The organism is Paraburkholderia guartelaensis (assembly GCF_004353905.1).
In the GTDB taxonomy this organism is placed as follows: Bacteria; Pseudomonadota; Gammaproteobacteria; order Burkholderiales; family Burkholderiaceae; genus Paraburkholderia; species Paraburkholderia guartelaensis.
Map to the genome: position 1 here is coordinate 22,682 of NZ_SMOD01000040.1, position 17,175 is coordinate 39,856.

14 protein-coding genes are annotated in these 17,175 nt (G+C 65.8%); 10 read left to right on the forward strand and 4 right to left on the reverse strand.

Going from position 1 to position 17,175, the window contains the following annotated elements; all coding sequences use genetic code 11:
• The first annotated feature begins 538 nt into the window (after positions 1 to 538).
• The 5 genes from E1N52_RS34430 (at position 539) to E1N52_RS34445 (ending at position 8,399) form a co-directional block, all read left to right on the forward strand.
• Positions 539 to 3,721: an efflux RND transporter permease subunit gene (locus E1N52_RS34430; protein WP_133188267.1), complete on the forward strand. Its 3,183-nt coding sequence runs from the start codon at positions 539 to 541 to the stop codon at positions 3,719 to 3,721.
• 10 nt (positions 3,722 to 3,731) lie between these two features.
• The gene (locus E1N52_RS34435; protein WP_133188269.1) at positions 3,732 to 4,973 is read left to right on the forward strand and encodes an efflux RND transporter periplasmic adaptor subunit; all 1,242 of its coding nucleotides are present in this window, start codon (positions 3,732 to 3,734) and stop codon (positions 4,971 to 4,973) included.
• On the forward strand, positions 4,973 to 6,535 hold the full coding sequence (locus tag E1N52_RS44280; RefSeq protein WP_165979508.1) for an efflux transporter outer membrane subunit: 1,563 nt from the start codon (positions 4,973 to 4,975) through the stop codon (positions 6,533 to 6,535). The genes E1N52_RS34435 and E1N52_RS44280 overlap by 1 nt, the downstream gene beginning before the upstream one ends.
• 104 nt (positions 6,536 to 6,639) lie before the next feature.
• Entirely contained in the window at positions 6,640 to 7,881 is a 1,242-nt protein-coding gene (locus E1N52_RS44285; RefSeq protein ID WP_165979506.1) for an MFS transporter, read from the forward strand.
• 332 nt (positions 7,882 to 8,213) lie between these two features.
• Positions 8,214 to 8,399 carry a hypothetical protein gene (locus tag E1N52_RS34445; protein ID WP_028203177.1) on the forward strand — a complete coding sequence of 62 codons (186 nt, stop codon included), beginning with the start codon at positions 8,214 to 8,216 and terminating at the stop codon, positions 8,397 to 8,399.
• Between the two features lie 141 nt (positions 8,400 to 8,540).
• Here E1N52_RS34445 and E1N52_RS34450 read toward each other — a convergent pair whose 3' ends face one another.
• The gene (locus E1N52_RS34450; protein WP_133188271.1) at positions 8,541 to 9,569 is read right to left on the reverse strand and encodes a fatty acid desaturase family protein; all 1,029 of its coding nucleotides are present in this window, start codon (positions 9,567 to 9,569) and stop codon (positions 8,541 to 8,543) included.
• 169 nt (positions 9,570 to 9,738) lie between these two features.
• Positions 9,739 to 10,782 carry an L-glyceraldehyde 3-phosphate reductase gene (gene mgrA / locus E1N52_RS34455; RefSeq protein WP_133188273.1) on the reverse strand — a complete coding sequence of 348 codons (1,044 nt, stop codon included), beginning with the start codon at positions 10,780 to 10,782 and terminating at the stop codon, positions 9,739 to 9,741.
• 245 nt (positions 10,783 to 11,027) lie between these two features.
• On the opposite strand from mgrA, the gene E1N52_RS34460 reads away from it, so the two are divergent.
• A complete protein-coding gene (locus E1N52_RS34460) occupies positions 11,028 to 11,234 on the forward strand; it encodes a DUF3185 family protein (RefSeq protein ID WP_069264683.1) in 207 nt (68 codons plus the stop codon).
• Positions 11,235 to 11,256: 22 nt separating this feature from the next.
• Here the strand turns inward: E1N52_RS34460 and E1N52_RS34465 are convergent, their stop codons facing one another.
• Entirely contained in the window at positions 11,257 to 12,018 is a 762-nt protein-coding gene (locus E1N52_RS34465) for a phytanoyl-CoA dioxygenase family protein (protein ID WP_133188275.1), read from the reverse strand.
• Positions 12,019 to 12,543: 525 nt separating this feature from the next.
• Between E1N52_RS34465 and E1N52_RS34470 the strand changes: the two genes are divergently transcribed.
• Positions 12,544 to 12,912, forward strand: a complete 369-nt coding sequence (locus tag E1N52_RS34470; protein WP_133188277.1) for a hypothetical protein — start codon at positions 12,544 to 12,546, stop codon at positions 12,910 to 12,912.
• Between the two features lie 123 nt (positions 12,913 to 13,035).
• Here E1N52_RS34470 and metK read toward each other — a convergent pair whose 3' ends face one another.
• Positions 13,036 to 14,226: a methionine adenosyltransferase gene (gene metK / locus E1N52_RS34475; RefSeq protein ID WP_133188279.1), complete on the reverse strand. Its 1,191-nt coding sequence runs from the start codon at positions 14,224 to 14,226 to the stop codon at positions 13,036 to 13,038.
• 272 nt (positions 14,227 to 14,498) lie between these two features.
• Here metK and E1N52_RS34480 point away from each other — a divergent pair, with 272 nt between their 5' ends.
• From E1N52_RS34480 to E1N52_RS34490, 3 genes are all read left to right on the forward strand, one after another.
• Entirely contained in the window at positions 14,499 to 15,386 is an 888-nt protein-coding gene (locus E1N52_RS34480) for a lipid A biosynthesis lauroyl acyltransferase (RefSeq protein WP_133188281.1), read from the forward strand.
• 58 nt (positions 15,387 to 15,444) lie between these two features.
• A complete protein-coding gene (dapF, locus tag E1N52_RS34485) occupies positions 15,445 to 16,311 on the forward strand; it encodes a diaminopimelate epimerase (protein WP_133188283.1) in 867 nt (288 codons plus the stop codon).
• A gap of 130 nt (positions 16,312 to 16,441) precedes the next feature.
• Positions 16,442 to 17,125 carry a DUF484 family protein gene (locus E1N52_RS34490; RefSeq protein ID WP_133188285.1) on the forward strand — a complete coding sequence of 228 codons (684 nt, stop codon included), beginning with the start codon at positions 16,442 to 16,444 and terminating at the stop codon, positions 17,123 to 17,125.
• Positions 17,126 to 17,175: the final 50 nt, after the last annotated feature.

Sequence of the window (17,175 nt, forward strand, 5' to 3'; positions counted from 1 at the left end):
CCGTTACCTCGCTACCTTCGCCAGCTCCCTCGAAGGAAGTCCGGTCGGCATGCTGACAAAAAAACCGATGCGCACCATCGGTTGCGCGCGCATCCAAACCCGCCTCGGGCGACCCGCTCTTGCCGCGCGCTTAAGCACGGCCGGACCCTTGGCATCCCCATTGTTGCTTGTTTGAGCGCCCGAGCAAAGCGAAAAAATAGGGGGGTGTATCAACGGCGGCGCGCAAACGCTGCCTCGTGCCGCCATAGCCCTGCCCCGCTTCGCGAGCGCAACTTACGAAAACCTGACTGTAACAGATGGTAAACCCCATTCTTCGCGCCCTTGCTAGGGCTGTCCCTGAAAAAGTACGCTGATGCATGGTGACTGGCGCTATAGTCCTGTCCAAACCGTGCACCACAAAGGCCCGGCGCGGCACAGGCAAAGACCTCACGCGCGCCAGAATAGCCGGCCACGATACCGATAACCTGAACGCTCGCCACCGCGGCCGGACCAGCCGCGCGAGCCACACTCCGCCACCAGCGAAGGAACCCGCCGTTCCATGTGGATCGTTCGACTCGCGCTCAAGCGCCCGTACACGTTCGTCGTGCTCGCGTTGCTGCTTTTGATTGTCGGGCCGCTGACGATCCTGCGCACGCCCACGGACATCTTCCCGAACATCGACATTCCGGTGCTCTCGGTGATCTGGACCTACACGGGTCTGCCTGCCGACGAGATGGAAAAGCGCATCGTGCTCAACTACGAGCGCGGCCTTTCCGTGGCGGTGAACGATATCGAGCACACCGAATCGACGTCGCTTAACGGCATTGCGGTCGTGAAGATCTTCTTTCAGCCGCATGCCAATATCCAGGAAGCGCTCGCCGAAGTCACGGCGCTGTCACAGGCGCAGCTGCGCTCGCTGCCACCCGGCATCCAGCCGCCGTTCATCTTGCGCTACAACGCCTCGACGGTGCCGATCCTGCGCCTGTCGCTTTCCTCGCCACAGCTGACCGAGCAGGAGTTGTTCGACTACGGCAACAACTTCCTGAAGACGCAGCTCGCAACCGTGCCGGGCGCCTCCGCGCCGCTGCCCTATGGCGGCAAGCAGCGGCAGATCATGGTCGACATCAACCAGCGCGCGCTGCAGCAGCACAATCTATCGCCCATGGACGTGGTGAACGCGATCAGCGCGCAGAACCTCATCCTGCCTTCGGGCACGGCGAAAATCGGCGCAACCGAATATTCGGTGACGATGAATGCAAGCCCCGATAGCTTAGCGGGCCTGAACGACATTCCCGTGAAAACCACGGACAGCGGCACGATCTACATTCGCGACGTGGCGCACGTGCGCGACGGCTACGTGCCGCAAACCAATATCGTGCGCGTGGACGGCCAGCGCGCCTCGCTTCTCACCATCAACAAGAGCGGCAACACTTCCACATTGGAGATCGTCGATCGCATCAAGGAGATGATGCCGACGCTGCGCAATCTCGTGCCGCCGTCGCTCAATATCGATCCGGTCGCCGACCAGTCCCTCTTCGTTCGTGCCTCCGTGCAGGGCGTGCTACGCGAAGCGCTGATCGCGGCGGCGCTCACGGCGCTCATGATCCTGCTGTTCCTCGGCAACTGGCGCGCGACGCTCATCATCGCAATCTCGATCCCGCTTTCGATGATCACCTCGGTCATCGTGCTCGCAGCGCTCGGCGAGACCATCAACATCATGACGCTGGGCGGGCTCGCACTCGCGGTCGGTATTCTCGTCGATGACGCCACGGTCGCGATCGAGAACATCAGCCAGCAACTGGAGCAAGGCAAGACGCTGGAACAGGCGATTCTCGACGGCGCGCATCAGATCGCGATTCCCACGCTCGTCTCCACGCTCTCCATCTGCATCGTGTTCGTGCCGATGTTCCTCCTCACGGGCGTGGCGCATTACCTCTTCATTCCGCTCGCGGAAGCCGTGGTGTTCGCGATGCTGGCGTCGTACTTCTTTTCGCGTACGCTCGTGCCCACGCTCGCGAAGTACCTGATGCGCCATCATCACAAGCCCGCCGACCTGCATCACGCGCATGGCACGACGCGCAATCCGTTCATGCGCGTGCACCTCGCGTTCGAGCGCGGCTTCGAGGGGCTGCGCGAGCGCTATCGCGGGTTTCTCGCAGCGCGCGTGAAGCATCCGGTGTGGTTCGTCGTGGCGTTTCTCGCTTGCTGTGGCGCGTCGTTGCTGCTCATGCCGTTCCTTGGGCGCGACTTCTTTCCGCAGGTCGATGCGGGCACTATCGCGCTGCACGTGCGCGCGAAAACCGGCATGCGTGTGGAAGAAACCGCCGTGCTCGTCGATCGTATTGACAAGCGCGTGCGCACGCTGATTCCGCCGGGCGAACTGCATTCGATCATCGACAACATCGGCCTGCCGGTCTCGGGCATCAACCTCTCGTACAGCAACACGGGCACCATCGGCACGTCCGACGCCGACGTGCTGATCTCGCTGAACGAGGACCATCACGCGACTGCCGGCTACGTGCGCCTCCTGCGGCGCACGCTCAACGACGAGTTCCCGGGCGTGCAGTTCGCCTTCCTGCCCGCCGATATCGTGAGCCAGACGCTGAACTTCGGCATGCCTTCCCCCATCGACGTGCAGATCGTGGGCCGCGACGTGGCCGGCAACCGCGCGTTCGCGGCGAAGCTGCTCGCGCGGCTGCGCGGCGTGCCCGGTTTCGTCGACGCGCGCATCCAGCAGCCCGCGGACCTGCCGCGCATCTTCATCGACGTGGACCGCACGCGCGCGCAGCAGGCGGGCTTCACGCAGAAGGACGTGGCGAGCGACCTGCTCATCACGCTCTCGGGCAGCCAGCAGACCACGCCCACGTTCTGGCTCAATCCGATCAACGGCGTGAGCTACAACGTCGTGACCGAAGCCCCGCAATACACGATCGATTCGCTGCAATCGCTCGCCAACATTCCGCTCACCGCGAACGGGCGCAGCAACATACTCGGCTCGCTCGCGAGCATGCAGCGCGTGTCGGGCGACGCGGTGGTCACGCACTACAACGCGCAGACCACCATCGACATTTACGGCACCGCCGACGGGCGCGATCTGGGCGCCGTTTCCGACGACATCGCGAAAATCGTCGACCAGACGCGCGGCGAATTGCCGAAGACGTCGAGCATCAAGCTGCGCGGCCAGGTCCAGACGATGAACGATTCGTTCTCCGGACTGTTCGGCGGCCTCATCTTCGCGATCGTGCTCGTGTATCTGCTGATCGTCGTGAACTTCCAGTCGTGGCTCGATCCGTTCATCATCATCACGGCGCTGCCGGGCGCGCTCGCGGGCATTGTCTGGATGCTGTTCCTCACGCACACCACGCTCTCCATTCCCGCGCTCACGGGCGCGATCATGTGTATCGGCATCGCCACGGCGAACTCCATTCTCGTCATCAGCTTCGCGCGCGAGCAGTTGCGCCTGCATGGCGACGCGGCGCGCGCCGCGATCGAAGCGGGCTACACGCGCTTTCGCCCGGTGCTCATGACCGCGCTCGCCATGGTGATCGGCATGGTGCCGATGGCCATTGGCCTTGGCGAAGGCGGCGAGCAGAATGCGCCGCTCGGGCGCGCCGTGATCGGCGGCCTCGCGGTGGGTACGCTCGCCACGCTGATCTTCGTACCCGTGGTGTTCTCGCTCATCTACCGCAAGCTCGGCGAGCGCCGCCAGCGCGCCAGTGAAAACGTGGTGCCCAAATCATGAATATCCTGTCATGACGAATCATTCGCAAACGCCTTCGCCGCAAGAGCCGTCGCCTCACAAATCGCGGCGCTGGCCCATCGTGCTCGCCGCGCTCATCGTGCTCGGCCTCGCGGCGCAGGGCATCTGGTCGCGCCATAGCGCGCACGCGGCGCTCGAACGCGAGGCAAAAAGCGCGAGCACACTTTCCGTGCAGGTAGTCACGCCGCAGCGCTCGACGCGCGCACTCGACCTCGTGCTGCCCGGCAACGTGCAGGCCTTTCTCGACACGCCGATCTACGCACGCACAAACGGTTATCTGCGCAAGTGGTACTTCGACATCGGCGCGCACGTAAAGGCGGGTCAACTGCTCGCCGAAATCGACGCGCCCGAAGTGGACGACCAGTTGCGCGCCGCGCGCGCCGATCTCGCCAACGCCGAAGCGAACTACGCGCTCGCCAAAACCACGGCCGACCGCTGGACACAGATGCTGCAGACGCGCTCGGTGGCGAAACAGGACACCGACGAAAAAGTCGGCGACATGCTGGCGAAAAAGGCCACGCTCGATTCCGCGCGCTTCAACGTCTCGCGGCTCTCGCAACTGCAGTCGTACGAACGCGTGACGGCGCCCTTCGACGGCATCGTCACGGCGCGCAACGTGGACGTGGGCGCGCTCATCGACGCGGGCAACGGCGGAACCTCGCAAAAGGAGCTGTTCCATCTTGCGCAGGCCGACCGTCTGCGCGTGTACGCGAACGTGCCGCAGGCTTACGCGCAGCAGATCCGCGTGCAGCAGCATGCGTACCTCACGCTCAACGAAGAACAGGGCAAGCACTTTCCCGGCATCGTCGCGCGCACGGCGGGCGCGGTCGACGCGCAGCAGCGCACCATGCTTGTCGAAGTCGATGTGGACAACCGCAGCGGCGAACTGCTGCCCGGCGCTTATGCTCAGGTCCACTTCGCGCTCGACGGCTCGGGCACGCCGATGACGCTGCCCGGCAACGCCTTCCTGTTCCGCCCCGACGGCGTGAAGGTGGCGACCGTCGATGCGCAAGACCGCGTGAAGCTCGTGAAGGTTACGCTCGGCACCGACTTCGGCACGCGCGTCGCGGTGGCGTCGGGACTCACGGGCGACGAGCGCGTGATCGTCAATCCGCAGGACGCAATCGTCGACGGCACGCCGGTGCGCATCGTGCAGCCGCACGGCGAGCACGAGGCCGGTGCGGCGCATGGCGCGAGCGGTGCGGGCAGCAACGCACAAGCGCAGGGCGAATGATGAAGCACGCGCGTATTCGACTGTTATCGTGCGCCACGCTAGCCGTGCTTGCGGCGCTCGGCGGCTGCAAGGTGGGCCCCGACTACGTGCGCCCCACCATGCCCGTAGCCGCGACGTTCAAGGAACTCGAAGGCACGGGCTGGACGATTGCGCAGCCCGACGATAGCGCGTCGCGCGGCGCGTGGTGGACGATCTACGAGGACGCCAAGCTCGACACACTCGAAGCCCAGGTCGAAGGCGCGAACCAGAACGTGCAGGCCGCGCAGGCGCACTTTCGCGCGGCGCGCGCGAACGTCGCGCAGCAACGCTCGAGCTTTTTCCCGCTCGTGACGGCGAGCGGCGACTTTTCGCGCTACCGCACCTCGCAGAATCTCCTGTACACGTCGAAGGCCGGTCAAACGATCAACGACTACTCCGTGGGCATCGACGCCACATGGGAGCCCGACATCTGGGGCCGCGTCGCGCGCAACGTCGAGGCCGCCAAGGCGAGCGCGCAGGCGGGCGCCGCCGACATGCAGGCCGTGCTGCTCTCCATGCAGGCCGAACTCGCGACCGACTACTTCGAGCTGCGCGGCATCGACCGCGAACGCCAACTGCTCGACGACACGATCAAGGTCTACCGCGAATCGCTCGAACTCACGCAGAACCGTTACGCGGGCGGCATCGCCACCGACGCCGATGTGGGCCAGGCGCAAACGCAACTGCAGACCACCGAGGCGCAGGCGATCGATCTCGGCGTGCAGCGCGCGCAGCTCGAGCACGCCATCGCCATCCTGATCGGACAGTCGCCTTCCACGTTCACGCTCGCTGCCGCGCCGAAGGAGGCCTACGTGGTGCGCGCGATCGCGAGCCCGCCGGGCGTGCCGTCGACGCTGCTCGAACGGCGCCCCGACATCGCGGCCGCCGAGCGTCGCGTGGCCGCCGCGAACGCGCAGGTTGGCGTGGCGACGGCGGCGTTCTTCCCGAGCCTCATGCTCGCGGTCACGGCCGGGCTGGAAGCGACCAACTTCAGCCAGTGGCTCGTCGCGCCCGCGCGCTTCTGGTCGCTCGGGCCGACGCTCGCGGGCACGCTGATCGACTTCGGCGGCCGCGAGGCGGTGCGCAACGAAGCGCGCGCCCAGTACGACGAGAACGTCGCGCAGTATCGCCAGACAGTGCTCGACGCCTTCGGCGAGGTCGAGGACAACCTCGCGGCGCTGCGCGTGCTGGAGCAGGAGGCAACCGCCCAGGACCGCGCGGTGGATGCCGCGCAGCGCACGCTCGTCATCATCAACAATCGCTATCTCAGCGGCGCGATCACCTATCTCGACGTAGTGGTTGCGCAAACCACTGCGCTCTCCAACGAGCGCCAGGCCGTGGACATCTCGCGCCGGCGCATGGCGGCGAGCGTCGCGCTCGTGAAGGCGCTCGGCGGCGGCTGGAACGCGGGGGACTTGCCGAGCGATGCGGCGCTGGTCCACCCGGACGATGCGCAAAAAGCGCAGCCCGCCAGCGGGCCGCAAGGCGCTTCGCCGAGCGCCGCTCGCAGCGTGCAACCGGGCGCCTCGCGCGCTCCGGGCTAAGCAGCCACGCGATCGCGCCAGGCACCCGGCCTGCGGCGCTCGACAACGCCATTTGCCCAACAGGCGTATCGTTGCGCCTTTGCCATATTGCTGGAGATCCTGTCGTGACTGCATCACCGGGCGCCCCGCGCACTTCCGCGCCCTCCGCCGTTCCGTACATCGAACGCGGCACCTCCGAATTCTGGCGCGCAAGCCTTGCGCTGCTGTTCGCCGGCTACGCCACCTTTTCGCTTCTCTACTGCGTGCAGCCGCTCCTGCCCGCGTTCTCCGAAACGTTCGGCGTCAGCCCCGCGCAGAGCAGCCTCTCGCTCTCGTTCACCACGGCCGCGCTCGCTATCGCAATCTTCATCGCAGGCTTCGTCTCCGAAGGCTGGAGCCGGCGCGGCATGATGACCGCGTCGCTGTGCGCCTCGTCGCTGCTCACGCTCGCCACCGCCTTCGTGCCGCACTGGCATCAGCTGCTCGTGCTGCGCACGCTCCTCGGCATCGCGCTCGGCGGCGTGCCCGCCGTGGCCATGGCCTGGCTCGCCGAGGAAATGCACCCGGACGGCCTCGGCCTTTCGATGGGCCTCTACGTGGGCGGCACGGCGATCGGCGGCATGGCGGGGCGCGTGATCACGGGCATCGCCACCGATCTGTTCGGCTGGCGTGCGGCCGTGGCCGTGATCGGCGTGCTCGGGCTCGCCTCGATGTTCGCGTTCCGCTCGCTGCTGCCGCCCTCGCGCCACTTCGCGCCAAAGAGCGGCCTGGGTTTCGAGCATCACCGCGCTGCGCTGCTGCGCCATTTCGCGCGACCCGGCCTGCCCATGCTGTTCGCGATGGGCTTCGTGCTGATGGGCAGCTTCGTCACGCTCTACAACTACATCGGCTACCGGTTGATCGCGGCGCCCTACCACATGAGCCAGGCGGCCATCGGCGCGATCTTCCTCGTCTACCTGACGGGCGTAGTCGCCTCGCCGTGGTCGGGCCGCATGGCCGACACGTTCGGGCGCGGACGCGTGCTGATCGCCAGTCTCGCGTTGATGCTCACGGGCGTCGTGCTCACGCTGTTCGCGCCGCTCACGGCGATTGCGGCGGGCATCGCCTGCTTGACCATCGGCTTCTTCGCTGGGCATGCGGTGGCGAGCGGCTGGGTTGGCCGCCTCGCGCGCGAAGCGAAGGGCCAGGCCGCTGCGCTTTACCTGCTCGCCTACTACCTCGGGTCGAGCGTGATGGGTTCGATCGGCGGCCACTTCTGGGCCGGGGCAGGCTGGGGCGGCGTGGCCGGCCTCGTGATCGTGCTGCTGGCCGTGGGGCTCGCATTGGCGCTCACGTTGCGCGGGCGCGAGCGCGCCGGAGCGGCCTGAACCCGCGAAGCCGCTCACGCGGCATGCAACGTGCGCAGCAGCGCACTTGTGTGCTGTGCGCCACCGCAATCGAAAGGCGTCCGTAATATTCAGACAACTCGCGATTTGCGGGCTACACGCATCGCACCGCAGCGGAGCTCCGCCTCTGGCGGGCTTTTGCGGCGCGGCATCTGCTTCACCGCGAGCCTGGCGGCGCACACGCGTGCCGCCGTGCTCGCCGCCCTCACCTATACTCGATTTCAGGCCCGGGGCCGCAGCGTCATGCCATTCGCATGACGACGAGAATGACAACCACTGCGAGCCATCGTCGCCCATACGATAAGGAGACGAGCATGGAAGGTTATTTCACGATCGGCGATTTCGTGATGATCATCCCGATGGCCCTCGCTGGCGCGCTCTTTCTTGGCGCGGTGCCGTGCGCGACGGAATTCAGACACAACACGCTGCGCGTGATCGGCGCGCTGATCGGCGTGCTCGCGGCCGTTGCACTCGTCGAGACGCTACCGGCGCTGATGTAGCGGACGTTTGCCGCACGCTTCGTACGCACGGCGGCTCGATATGCGCCGGTGCGCGAAGTAACGAAGCGACGATGCACCATCCTCGCGGCTCGAGACGCCGCGGCTTGCGCGCACGCGCGCCATTCGCTCGCCCCAACCATCTCAGCCGGGATCGACACCCGGCTGCAACCCTTTGAACTGACGTAGCGCGGCGGCCAGATAGCCGGTTCGCGCCGTTGCGCCTGCGGCCTCTTCGGCGTGCGCGAGCGCAGGCAGCGCCGTCCACGGCAGCGTCGGATGCAGATGATGCTGGCGATGCAGATGGTGATTCATCAGCAGCACGCCCAGCGCGCGCGGCACGCGAAAATCCCGCGCGCGGCCCGGTTCGTCGAGCGCGACGCCGTAGTGCGGCAGGTTATCGGCGAGCGACAGCCACAGTCCGCGCAGGTACATCGCCGCGAGCAGCACGGGCCAGGCCTTGCCGTACAGGACGAACGAAGCCGCATAGAGTGCGAGCGACGCAAGCCAGTCGCGGCGAGCACGGCGGCGCCTCACGGGATCGGTGGCGTGGTTTGCGAAGAGCCGCTGCACCTGCACACCTTCGTGGCCATGCGCGCCGACGCCGCGCGCAATGATGGCGCGCGCGATCCGCGTCGGCATAAACGCCAGAAGCGGCAGCAGCAATTCGGCGAGGTAGAGGCCACCCATCAACCGCCCGTAGTACGCCACGCGACGACGCCAGCGCGGGCCGCTCGCGTCGTGCGTATCGTGCACATCGGGCCGGTCGAACGGCTCGCGCGTGAAGCGGTGATGCATCAGGTGTCCGAAACGCACGGCGTCGAACGGCATCGCCAGACCGATCGAGAGCGCGCGGGCGAGCCATTCGTTCACGCGCCTGTCGCGCGCCAGTTGTCCGTGTATGCCTTCGTGAATGAGGCCCCAGTGAATCGGCGTGGCGAGCACGACGGGCGCGAGCGTCGCCAGCAGGGCGAGCGTCGGGCCGCCCGCCGCGTCCAGCAAAAGCGGCAATCCGATGAGTTCGTAGCAGAGCGCCGTGAACGCGAATGCGATCAGCGCGGCGTTGGTGCGAGGCGCCGTTGCGGGCTGGGGTGGCAGGGTTGGCCGCCTGGCGGGTTCAGCGCGGGTGGCGGACGGGGAAAGCGCTTCAGTTTCGGCGCTCAAGAACTCCATGGTGATTCCTCGCGGCAAAGGCTGCCGCGACGTTAGCAGGGCCACATGACAAAGCGAAGAACGGCGCGCCGTGCGGTCTTGGCCTGTGTAAGCCCTATCGTTCGCGCATAAAAAAACCGCCTCGCGAGGAGGCGGTTTTTGCGCCAGGAAGCAGGCAGAAGCATGCCGCTCAGATGTGCTGATCGGTCGACGGCTTCTCCCACAGGTTCACGCCGCCTTCGGTCGCATAGCGGTCGATCTCCGCGAGCTCTTCCTTCGAGAACTCCAGATTCTTCAGTGCGGCGACGTTCTCGCGCACCTGCTCTGCGCGGCTCGCGCCGATCAGCGCCGAGGTCACGCGCCCGCCACGCAGCGTCCAGGCGATCGCCATCTGCGCGAGGCTCTGGCCGCGGCGCAGCGCGAGGTCGTTGAGCTTGCGCACGTGCTCGATGTTCTGGGCGCTCAGGTGCTCGCTCTTGAGCGAGCCGCCGCCAGGGCGGTTCACGCGCGCGTCTTCGGGCACGCCGTTCAGGTACTTGTTCGTCAGCACGCCCTGCGCGAGCGGCGTGAACGCAATGCTGCCCGTGCCCAGGTCCTCGAGCGTGTCGAGCAGTTCTTCTTCGACCCAGCGGTTGAGCATGTTGTACGACGGCTGGTGAATGAGCAGCGGCACCTTGTATTCGGCGAGGAGCTTCGCCATTTCGCGCGTCTTCGCAGGCGAATACGACGAGATGCCGACATAGAGCGCCTTGCCCTGCTGCACGGCCGTGGCCAGCGCGCCCGCCGTTTCTTCGAGCGGCGTTTCCACGTCGAAGCGGTGCGAATAGAAGATGTCGACGTAGTCGAGGCCCATGCGCTGCAGGCTCTGGTCGAGGCTCGCGAGCACGTACTTGCGCGAGCCGCCGCCCTGGCCGTACGGGCCCGGCCACATGTCCCAACCCGCCTTCGAGGAGATCAGCAGTTCATCACGGTACGGACGGAAATCGTCCTTGAAAATGCGGCCGAAGTTCGTTTCGGCGCTGCCGTACGGCGGGCCGTAGTTGTTCGCGAGGTCGAAGTGCGTGATGCCGAGATCGAACGCGGTGCGCAGGATGTCGCGTTGGGTCGAGATCGGCGTGGTGTCGCCGAAGTTGTGCCACAGACCGAGCGACAGCGCGGGCAGCTTGAGCCCCGACTTGCCGCAAAAGCGGTACTGCATCTCCGAATAGCGTTCTGAGGCTGCTTCGTAAGCCATGGTCTGAATCCTCGGCGAAAACGGGAAGTGAGCGAAGGGATGGGCGCGACGCGCCGTTAAGCGCGCCGCTCGCGTGAGGCAGCTATGTTAGCCAATCCGCCCAAGCCGTGCAGATGCCCACTATGCGGGAAAGGCGATGAGAACGTGCGTGGCAGCGCGTGTCGGGCCGGTGGAAAAGCCGCACCCTGGACGCGCCGCGGCCACTCGCCTACACTGCGGCGTCCATCCTTTGCGAGAGGTTGTTCATGGCCAAAGCGATTTCGATCGCGCTCATCGCCTGTGGCGTCGTCCTGTTGTACTTCGGCGGCCAGTCGCTCCATTCGTTCGCGAACGACATGTCGCGCCTCTTCACCGGCGCGCCCACCAACCGCACGATCCTCCTGATTGGGGGCGGCATCGCTGCGACGCTCGCGGGCATCACCGGGCTCGCGATGTCGGGGCGCCGACGCTAAGCGCCAGCACTGCTGCGCCGGCTCAGAACTTCACCTCGGGCTTCGACGCCGAGCGCGTGCCCGGCAGCGGCACGTTGCTCGCGCCGTGATACGTGTACACGAGCGAAAACTTCACCTGATCGCTCTGGTTCTGCCCCGCCGAATGCAGCGTGTTGCAGTGGAAGAAGACCACATCGCCGGCGGCGAGCGTCGGAGCGATGGCGCGGTCGATCCACACCTTGTTCTCGGGCAGGTCGGCGCGGAAGAATTTTGCGGCGTCAAACTTATCCGAGGTGAACGGCGCGTCGTGCGAGCCCGGCACGAACCACAGGCCGCCGTTTTCCATCTTCTCCGGCCCGAGCGCGAGCCAGACCGAAACGAGGTCGTCGCGCTCAAACGACCAGTAGCGCACGTCGCGGTGCCAGCCCGTGAGGCTGCCGTAGTGCGGGTGCTTCGTCATCATGCAGTTGTGATGCACGCGCGACAGGACCGGCTCCTCGCCGAAATACAGCTCCATCCATCCCGCGATTTCCGGCGACGTGGCCCATTCGCGATACAGCGCGTGGCGCGAGTAGGCGTCGAGCAGGCGCCGCACCGTGTGGCCGCCAGGGGCGTCCTTCGAATCGGGCGCGCCAGGGTAGCGCAAATCGGCTTCGAATTCGAGCGGCGCGGCAGCCGCCTGCAACTGCTCCTGCGCAACCCGCTTGATCGCCTCGCAGCGCTCGGGCGAGACGAGCCCCGGCACGACCACGAAGCCGCGCTCGCGCAGCGCCTGGACCTGTTCTTTCTTTGACTGGACTGACATGGGACTTCCGTTATGCGATCTCGATGCGAGCAAGGGCCGCAGCCTGCGTTCGTCGCTTCATTAAACGACAAGGCAGCGGCGTCGGCGCGCGCCGACTCATCGATTGTAAAGCGTGCCGGCACGGCGGGAAGGACCACGCTGTCACACGAGGTGGCTCCATACGCGCCGCAGATCGCACCGCACGCGAATGGCGCACGCGCACCGCGATGAAGACAAAGGGCGGGATCGTGTGCATCAAAGACGCGCAGGGCCGGGTATTAACGGACTTTCTGCCGTCATGATTCGCGTGTAGCCTGTCGCGCATGTTGTATCACTTCGCCGAATTCTCATCGCACGGACGGATCGCCGTGAACGCCTTGCCACTCAAGGCGCTCCAACAGAAGAATCCGTCGCGTCGCGTCCTACACCGCGCCATGCGGCCCGTCTCCCGTCCACCCAGATCGTGACGCCCTGGAAGACAGGCACGTTTGCTGCTCGACGCCAAGCGTCGCGCAAGGCGCACCTCGAACCGATTGCTCAACCGCCATGCATACCCTTTTCAATACGCAACGCATGACCCACGCCGCCCACACAGCCCTGAAAGCGGCACGACCCGCCCGCCGTCACCTCGTGCGCGCCCTGCGACACCACGCCGCCCGTACCCGCGCGCTCTCGCAACAAGTGCGCGAAGCGAAGCCCGTCGACAGCATGCGCACCTGGTTCCATTCGTTCTTCGCCGTGCTGCGCTTGCGCTCGGGCGTGCGCCACTTCTCGCTGCGCACGCTGCTCTATCGCCCGAACGCGCCGCTGCGCACGCTCGCCGCGCCCTCCACGGTTCATGTGGCGCGCAGCACGCGCAAGCCGCGCCGTATGGCCACGAGCAGCGCGGGCTGGTTCGGCTTCGCGATGCGTTAAGGCCCGCGCGGCCTACACCGCGCAATCCGCAGAAAACAAAAAACCCCGCACGGGCTTTCGCCCTGCGGGGTTTTTCTTCGCTTTCTTCACTTAAGCCGGCGCGAGGCCGGCTTATGCGAACGCTTACGCGACAGCTGCGCTCACCGGCTCCGTGCCAGCGGCTTCGGCCAAGACGAGCGCCTTGTCGGTCGCTTCCCACGAGAATTCCGGCTCTTCGCGGCCGAAGTGGCCGTAAGCGGCGGTCTTTTCGTAGATCGGGCGCAGCAGGTCGAGCATCTGGATGATGCCCTTCGGACGCAGGTCGAAGTGCTCGCGCACGAGCTTCGTGATGGTCGCGTCCGAAACCTTGCCGGTGCCGAACGTGTTGACCATGACCGAGGTCGGCTCAGCCACGCCGATTGCGTACGACACCTGGATCAGGCAGCGCGACGCGAGGCCGGCGGCCACGATGTTCTTCGCGACATAACGGCCGGCGTAGGCGGCCGAGCGGTCCACCTTCGACGGATCCTTGCCCGAGAACGCACCGCCGCCGTGCGGGGCTGCGCCGCCGTACGTATCGACGATGATCTTGCGGCCCGTGAGACCGCAATCGCCCTGCGGGCCGCCGATCACGAAGCGACCGGTCGGGTTCACGAGGAACTTGATGTCGCCCTTGATCAGCTCGGTCGGCAGCACCGGCTTGATGACTTCTTCGATCACGGCTTCGCGCAGCGTGCCGAGGTCGATGTCCGGCGAGTGTTGCGTCGAGAGCACGACGGTGTCGATCGCGTGCGGCTTGCCGTCGACGTAGCGGATCGTGACCTGCGACTTCGCGTCCGGACGCAGCCAGGGCAGACGGCCGTCGCGGCGCAGGTTCGACTGGCGCTCGACCAGGCGGTGCGAAAGGTGGATCGGCAGCGGCATCAGCTCGGGCGTTTCGTCGCACGCGTAACCAAACATCAGGCCCTGGTCGCCGGCGCCCTGGTCGAGGTTGTTGTCGTGCGCGCGGTCCACGCCCTGGGCGATGTCCGGCGACTGCTTGTCGTAAGCGACGAGCACCGCGCAGCCGCGGTAGTCGATGCCGTAGTCGGTGTTGTCGTAGCCGATGCGCTTGATGGTGTCGCGCGCGACCTGGATGTAGTCGACGTTGGCCGTCGTGGTGATTTCACCGGCGAGCACGACGAGACCCGTGTTGCAGAGCGTTTCCGCTGCAACGCGCGAGTACTTGTCTTGCGTGAGGATGGCGTCGAGGATCGCGTCCGAGATCTGGTCGGCGACCTTGTCCGGATGGCCTTCGGAGACGGATTCGGAGGTGAAGAAATAGTCGTTTGCCACTTGTCTAGCTCCTTGTAGCTGGTGACGGTTGAGTTCACGTAGCCAGCTTCGGGAGCTTTGAAGCGGCGACGCTTTAGCGGAATTGCTGCCCGGCTGCCATGATTCGCGTTCGATCACGCGTAGTTCACAGCCCACCGGCTTCGCCCCGCAAGTTGTCTATTAACTCGGCGAAGCCCTTATTATAGCGACTTCCTTAAATTGTCGCAGAGTCTCCCCCGCGTGCCGCTCATCGCCCCTTCCACAGTTCGCAAGCCCTGCCGCGGAGTTGCCGCATGATAGGCAAACTCGGCTCCCGTTTCGCCATCGGCTTGCTCAAGCTGTTCGCGATCCTGCCCTATGGCTTCGTCGCGCGTCTGGGCGACGGCCTCGGCTGGCTGCTCTACAAAATCCCGAGCCGGCGCAAACGCGTCGTTCATACGAATCTGCGCCTGTGCTTCCCCGAGTGGAGCGACGAAAAGCGCGAGGAAGTGGCGGGGCTGCACTTCCGTCACGCCATTCGCAGCTACATGGAGCGCAGCGTGCAATGGTTCGCCTCGGCGAAGAAGCTCGAGAAAATCGTCGAGCTCGACAGCGAGATCGATCTCACCGATCCGAACCTGCCGCCTACGCTCTTCCTCGGCCTGCATTTCGTGGGCATCGAGGCGGGCTCCATGTTTCTGAACTACTCGCTGCACCGGCCGTGTGGCTCGCTCTACCAGCCGTTCTCGAACCCGGAATTCGAAGCCGCGGCCAAGGCGGGACGCAGCCGTTTCGGCGCGGAAATGGTGAGCCGCGCGGACAGCGCGCGCGCCGTGCTGCGCTGGCTGCGCGACAAGAAACCCGTGATGCTCGGCGCCGACATGGACTACGGCATGCGCAATTCCACGTTCGTGCCCTTCTTTGGCGTGCCGGCATGCACGCTCACTGCGGTGGGACGTCTGGCGAAGGTGGGTCATGCGCAGGTGGTACCGTTCATCGGCGAGGTGTTGCCCAATTACAAGGGTTATCGGCTGAAAGTGTTCAAACCTTGGGAAAATTATCCAACCGGTGACGATGATCTCGACGCGCGCCGCATGAACGCTTTCCTCGAAGAGCAGATTCCGCGCATTCCCGAGCAGTACTACTGGGTCCACAAGCGCTTCAAGACGCGGCCGCCTGGCGAGCCGAGCGTCTATAACTGAGCGTTGCGCACACGATCGAGGCCCGGGTTTTCGCCCGGGCCTCGCTTACAATGACGGCATGAAACTCAAATTCACCAAGATGCACGGCGCGGGCAACGACTTCGTCGTGCTCGACGGCTACAGCCAGGACCTCGCGCTCACGCCCGAGCGTGTGCGCGCGCTCGCCGATCGCCACTTCGGCATCGGCGCGGACCAGCTGCTGCTGGTCGAGAAGCCGACCGTGGAAGGCGTCGACTTCCGCTATCGCATCTTCAATTGCGACGGCGGCGAGGTCGAGCACTGTGGCAACGGCGCGCGCTGCTTCGTGAAATTCGTGCGCGACCGCAAGCTCACCGATTCGAACCGGGTGCGCGTGCAGGTGCAGAAGGGCACGATCACGCTCGTCGTGCAGGAAAACGGTGAAGTCGTGGTCGACATGGACCGCCCCGAGTTCGAACCGGCGCTCGTGCCGTTCAACGCGAACGGCCTGGAAGGCCGCCGCGAAGGCAACGACACGCTTTGGCCGCTCGACGTGAACGGCGCCCGGCGCTGGGTGTCGGTCGTCTCGATGGGCAACCCGCATGCGGTGCAGGTCGTGGAAGACGTCGAGGCGTATCCGGTGAAGGCCGAAGGCGCGCTCATCGAAACGCACGCACGCTTCCCGAACAAGGTGAATGCGGGTTTCATGCAGATCGTCTCGCGCCACGAAGTGAAGCTGCGCGTATTCGAGCGCGGTGCGGGCGAAACGCTCGCGTGCGGCACGGGCGCGTGCGCGGCTGTCGCGGCGGGCATTCGCCGCGGGCTGCTCGACACGCCCGTGAAGGTGCATACCCATGGCGGCATGCTGACCATCGCCTGGGACGGCGCGCGCGACGAATCCGCCGCGCTCACCATGGCGGGCCCGGCCACCACGGTGTTCGAAGGCGAGATCGAGCTGGCCGACTAGCGCGCACTATCGGCCTCAGGCGGCGCGCGCAATGAGAGAACGTCGCGCCGCGTGAATATTCAAAAGCAATCAACCGCATGACAGACTGCGCGCCGACGTGCGCGCTTCACAACTACAACGCGTCCACAACATGAACGATCGCGAAGTTGCCGACTATCTGCTCGCCCACCCCGATTTTTTCGTTGAGCACGCCGAACTGCTCGCGACGATCAAGCTAGGCAATCCGCACGGCAAGGCTGCCGTCTCGCTGCAGGAACGCCAGATGGAAATGCTGCGCGAGAAGAACAAGCATCTCGAGCGGCGTCTTTCTGAGCTGCTGCGCTACGGCCACGAGAACGATTCGATCGCCGCGAAGTTCAATCGCTGGACCACGCGCATGATCGCCGAGCGCGATCCGTACGCGCTGCCGCGCTCGATCACGCAGAACCTGCGCGACGTGTTCGACATGCCGCAAGCGGCGCTGCGCGTGTGGGACGTGGCCGAAGCCTACAGCCAGGCCGATTTCGCGCGCCATACCGGCGAGGAAGTGCGTATCTTCGCGAATAGTCTCGACACGCCGTATTGCGGCGCGAACACCGGCTTCGAGGCCGCGCAGTGGCTCGACTCGAGCGACGGCGCCGCCGAATCGGTCGCGATCATCGCGCTGCGCGCTCCCGCCGTGGCCTCGAACGACGCGCCTGTGGGCGAAGCCTTCGGCCTGCTGGTGATGGGCTCGCCCGACCCGCGCCGCTTCCACGAAGGCATGGCCACCGACTTTCTCACGCAGATCGGTGCACTGGCGAGCGCGGCGCTCTCGCGCCTGCTGCCGCACTGAAACACACCGAAGCCGCCCAACGTGAACCCAACCGATCCGATCGCCGACTA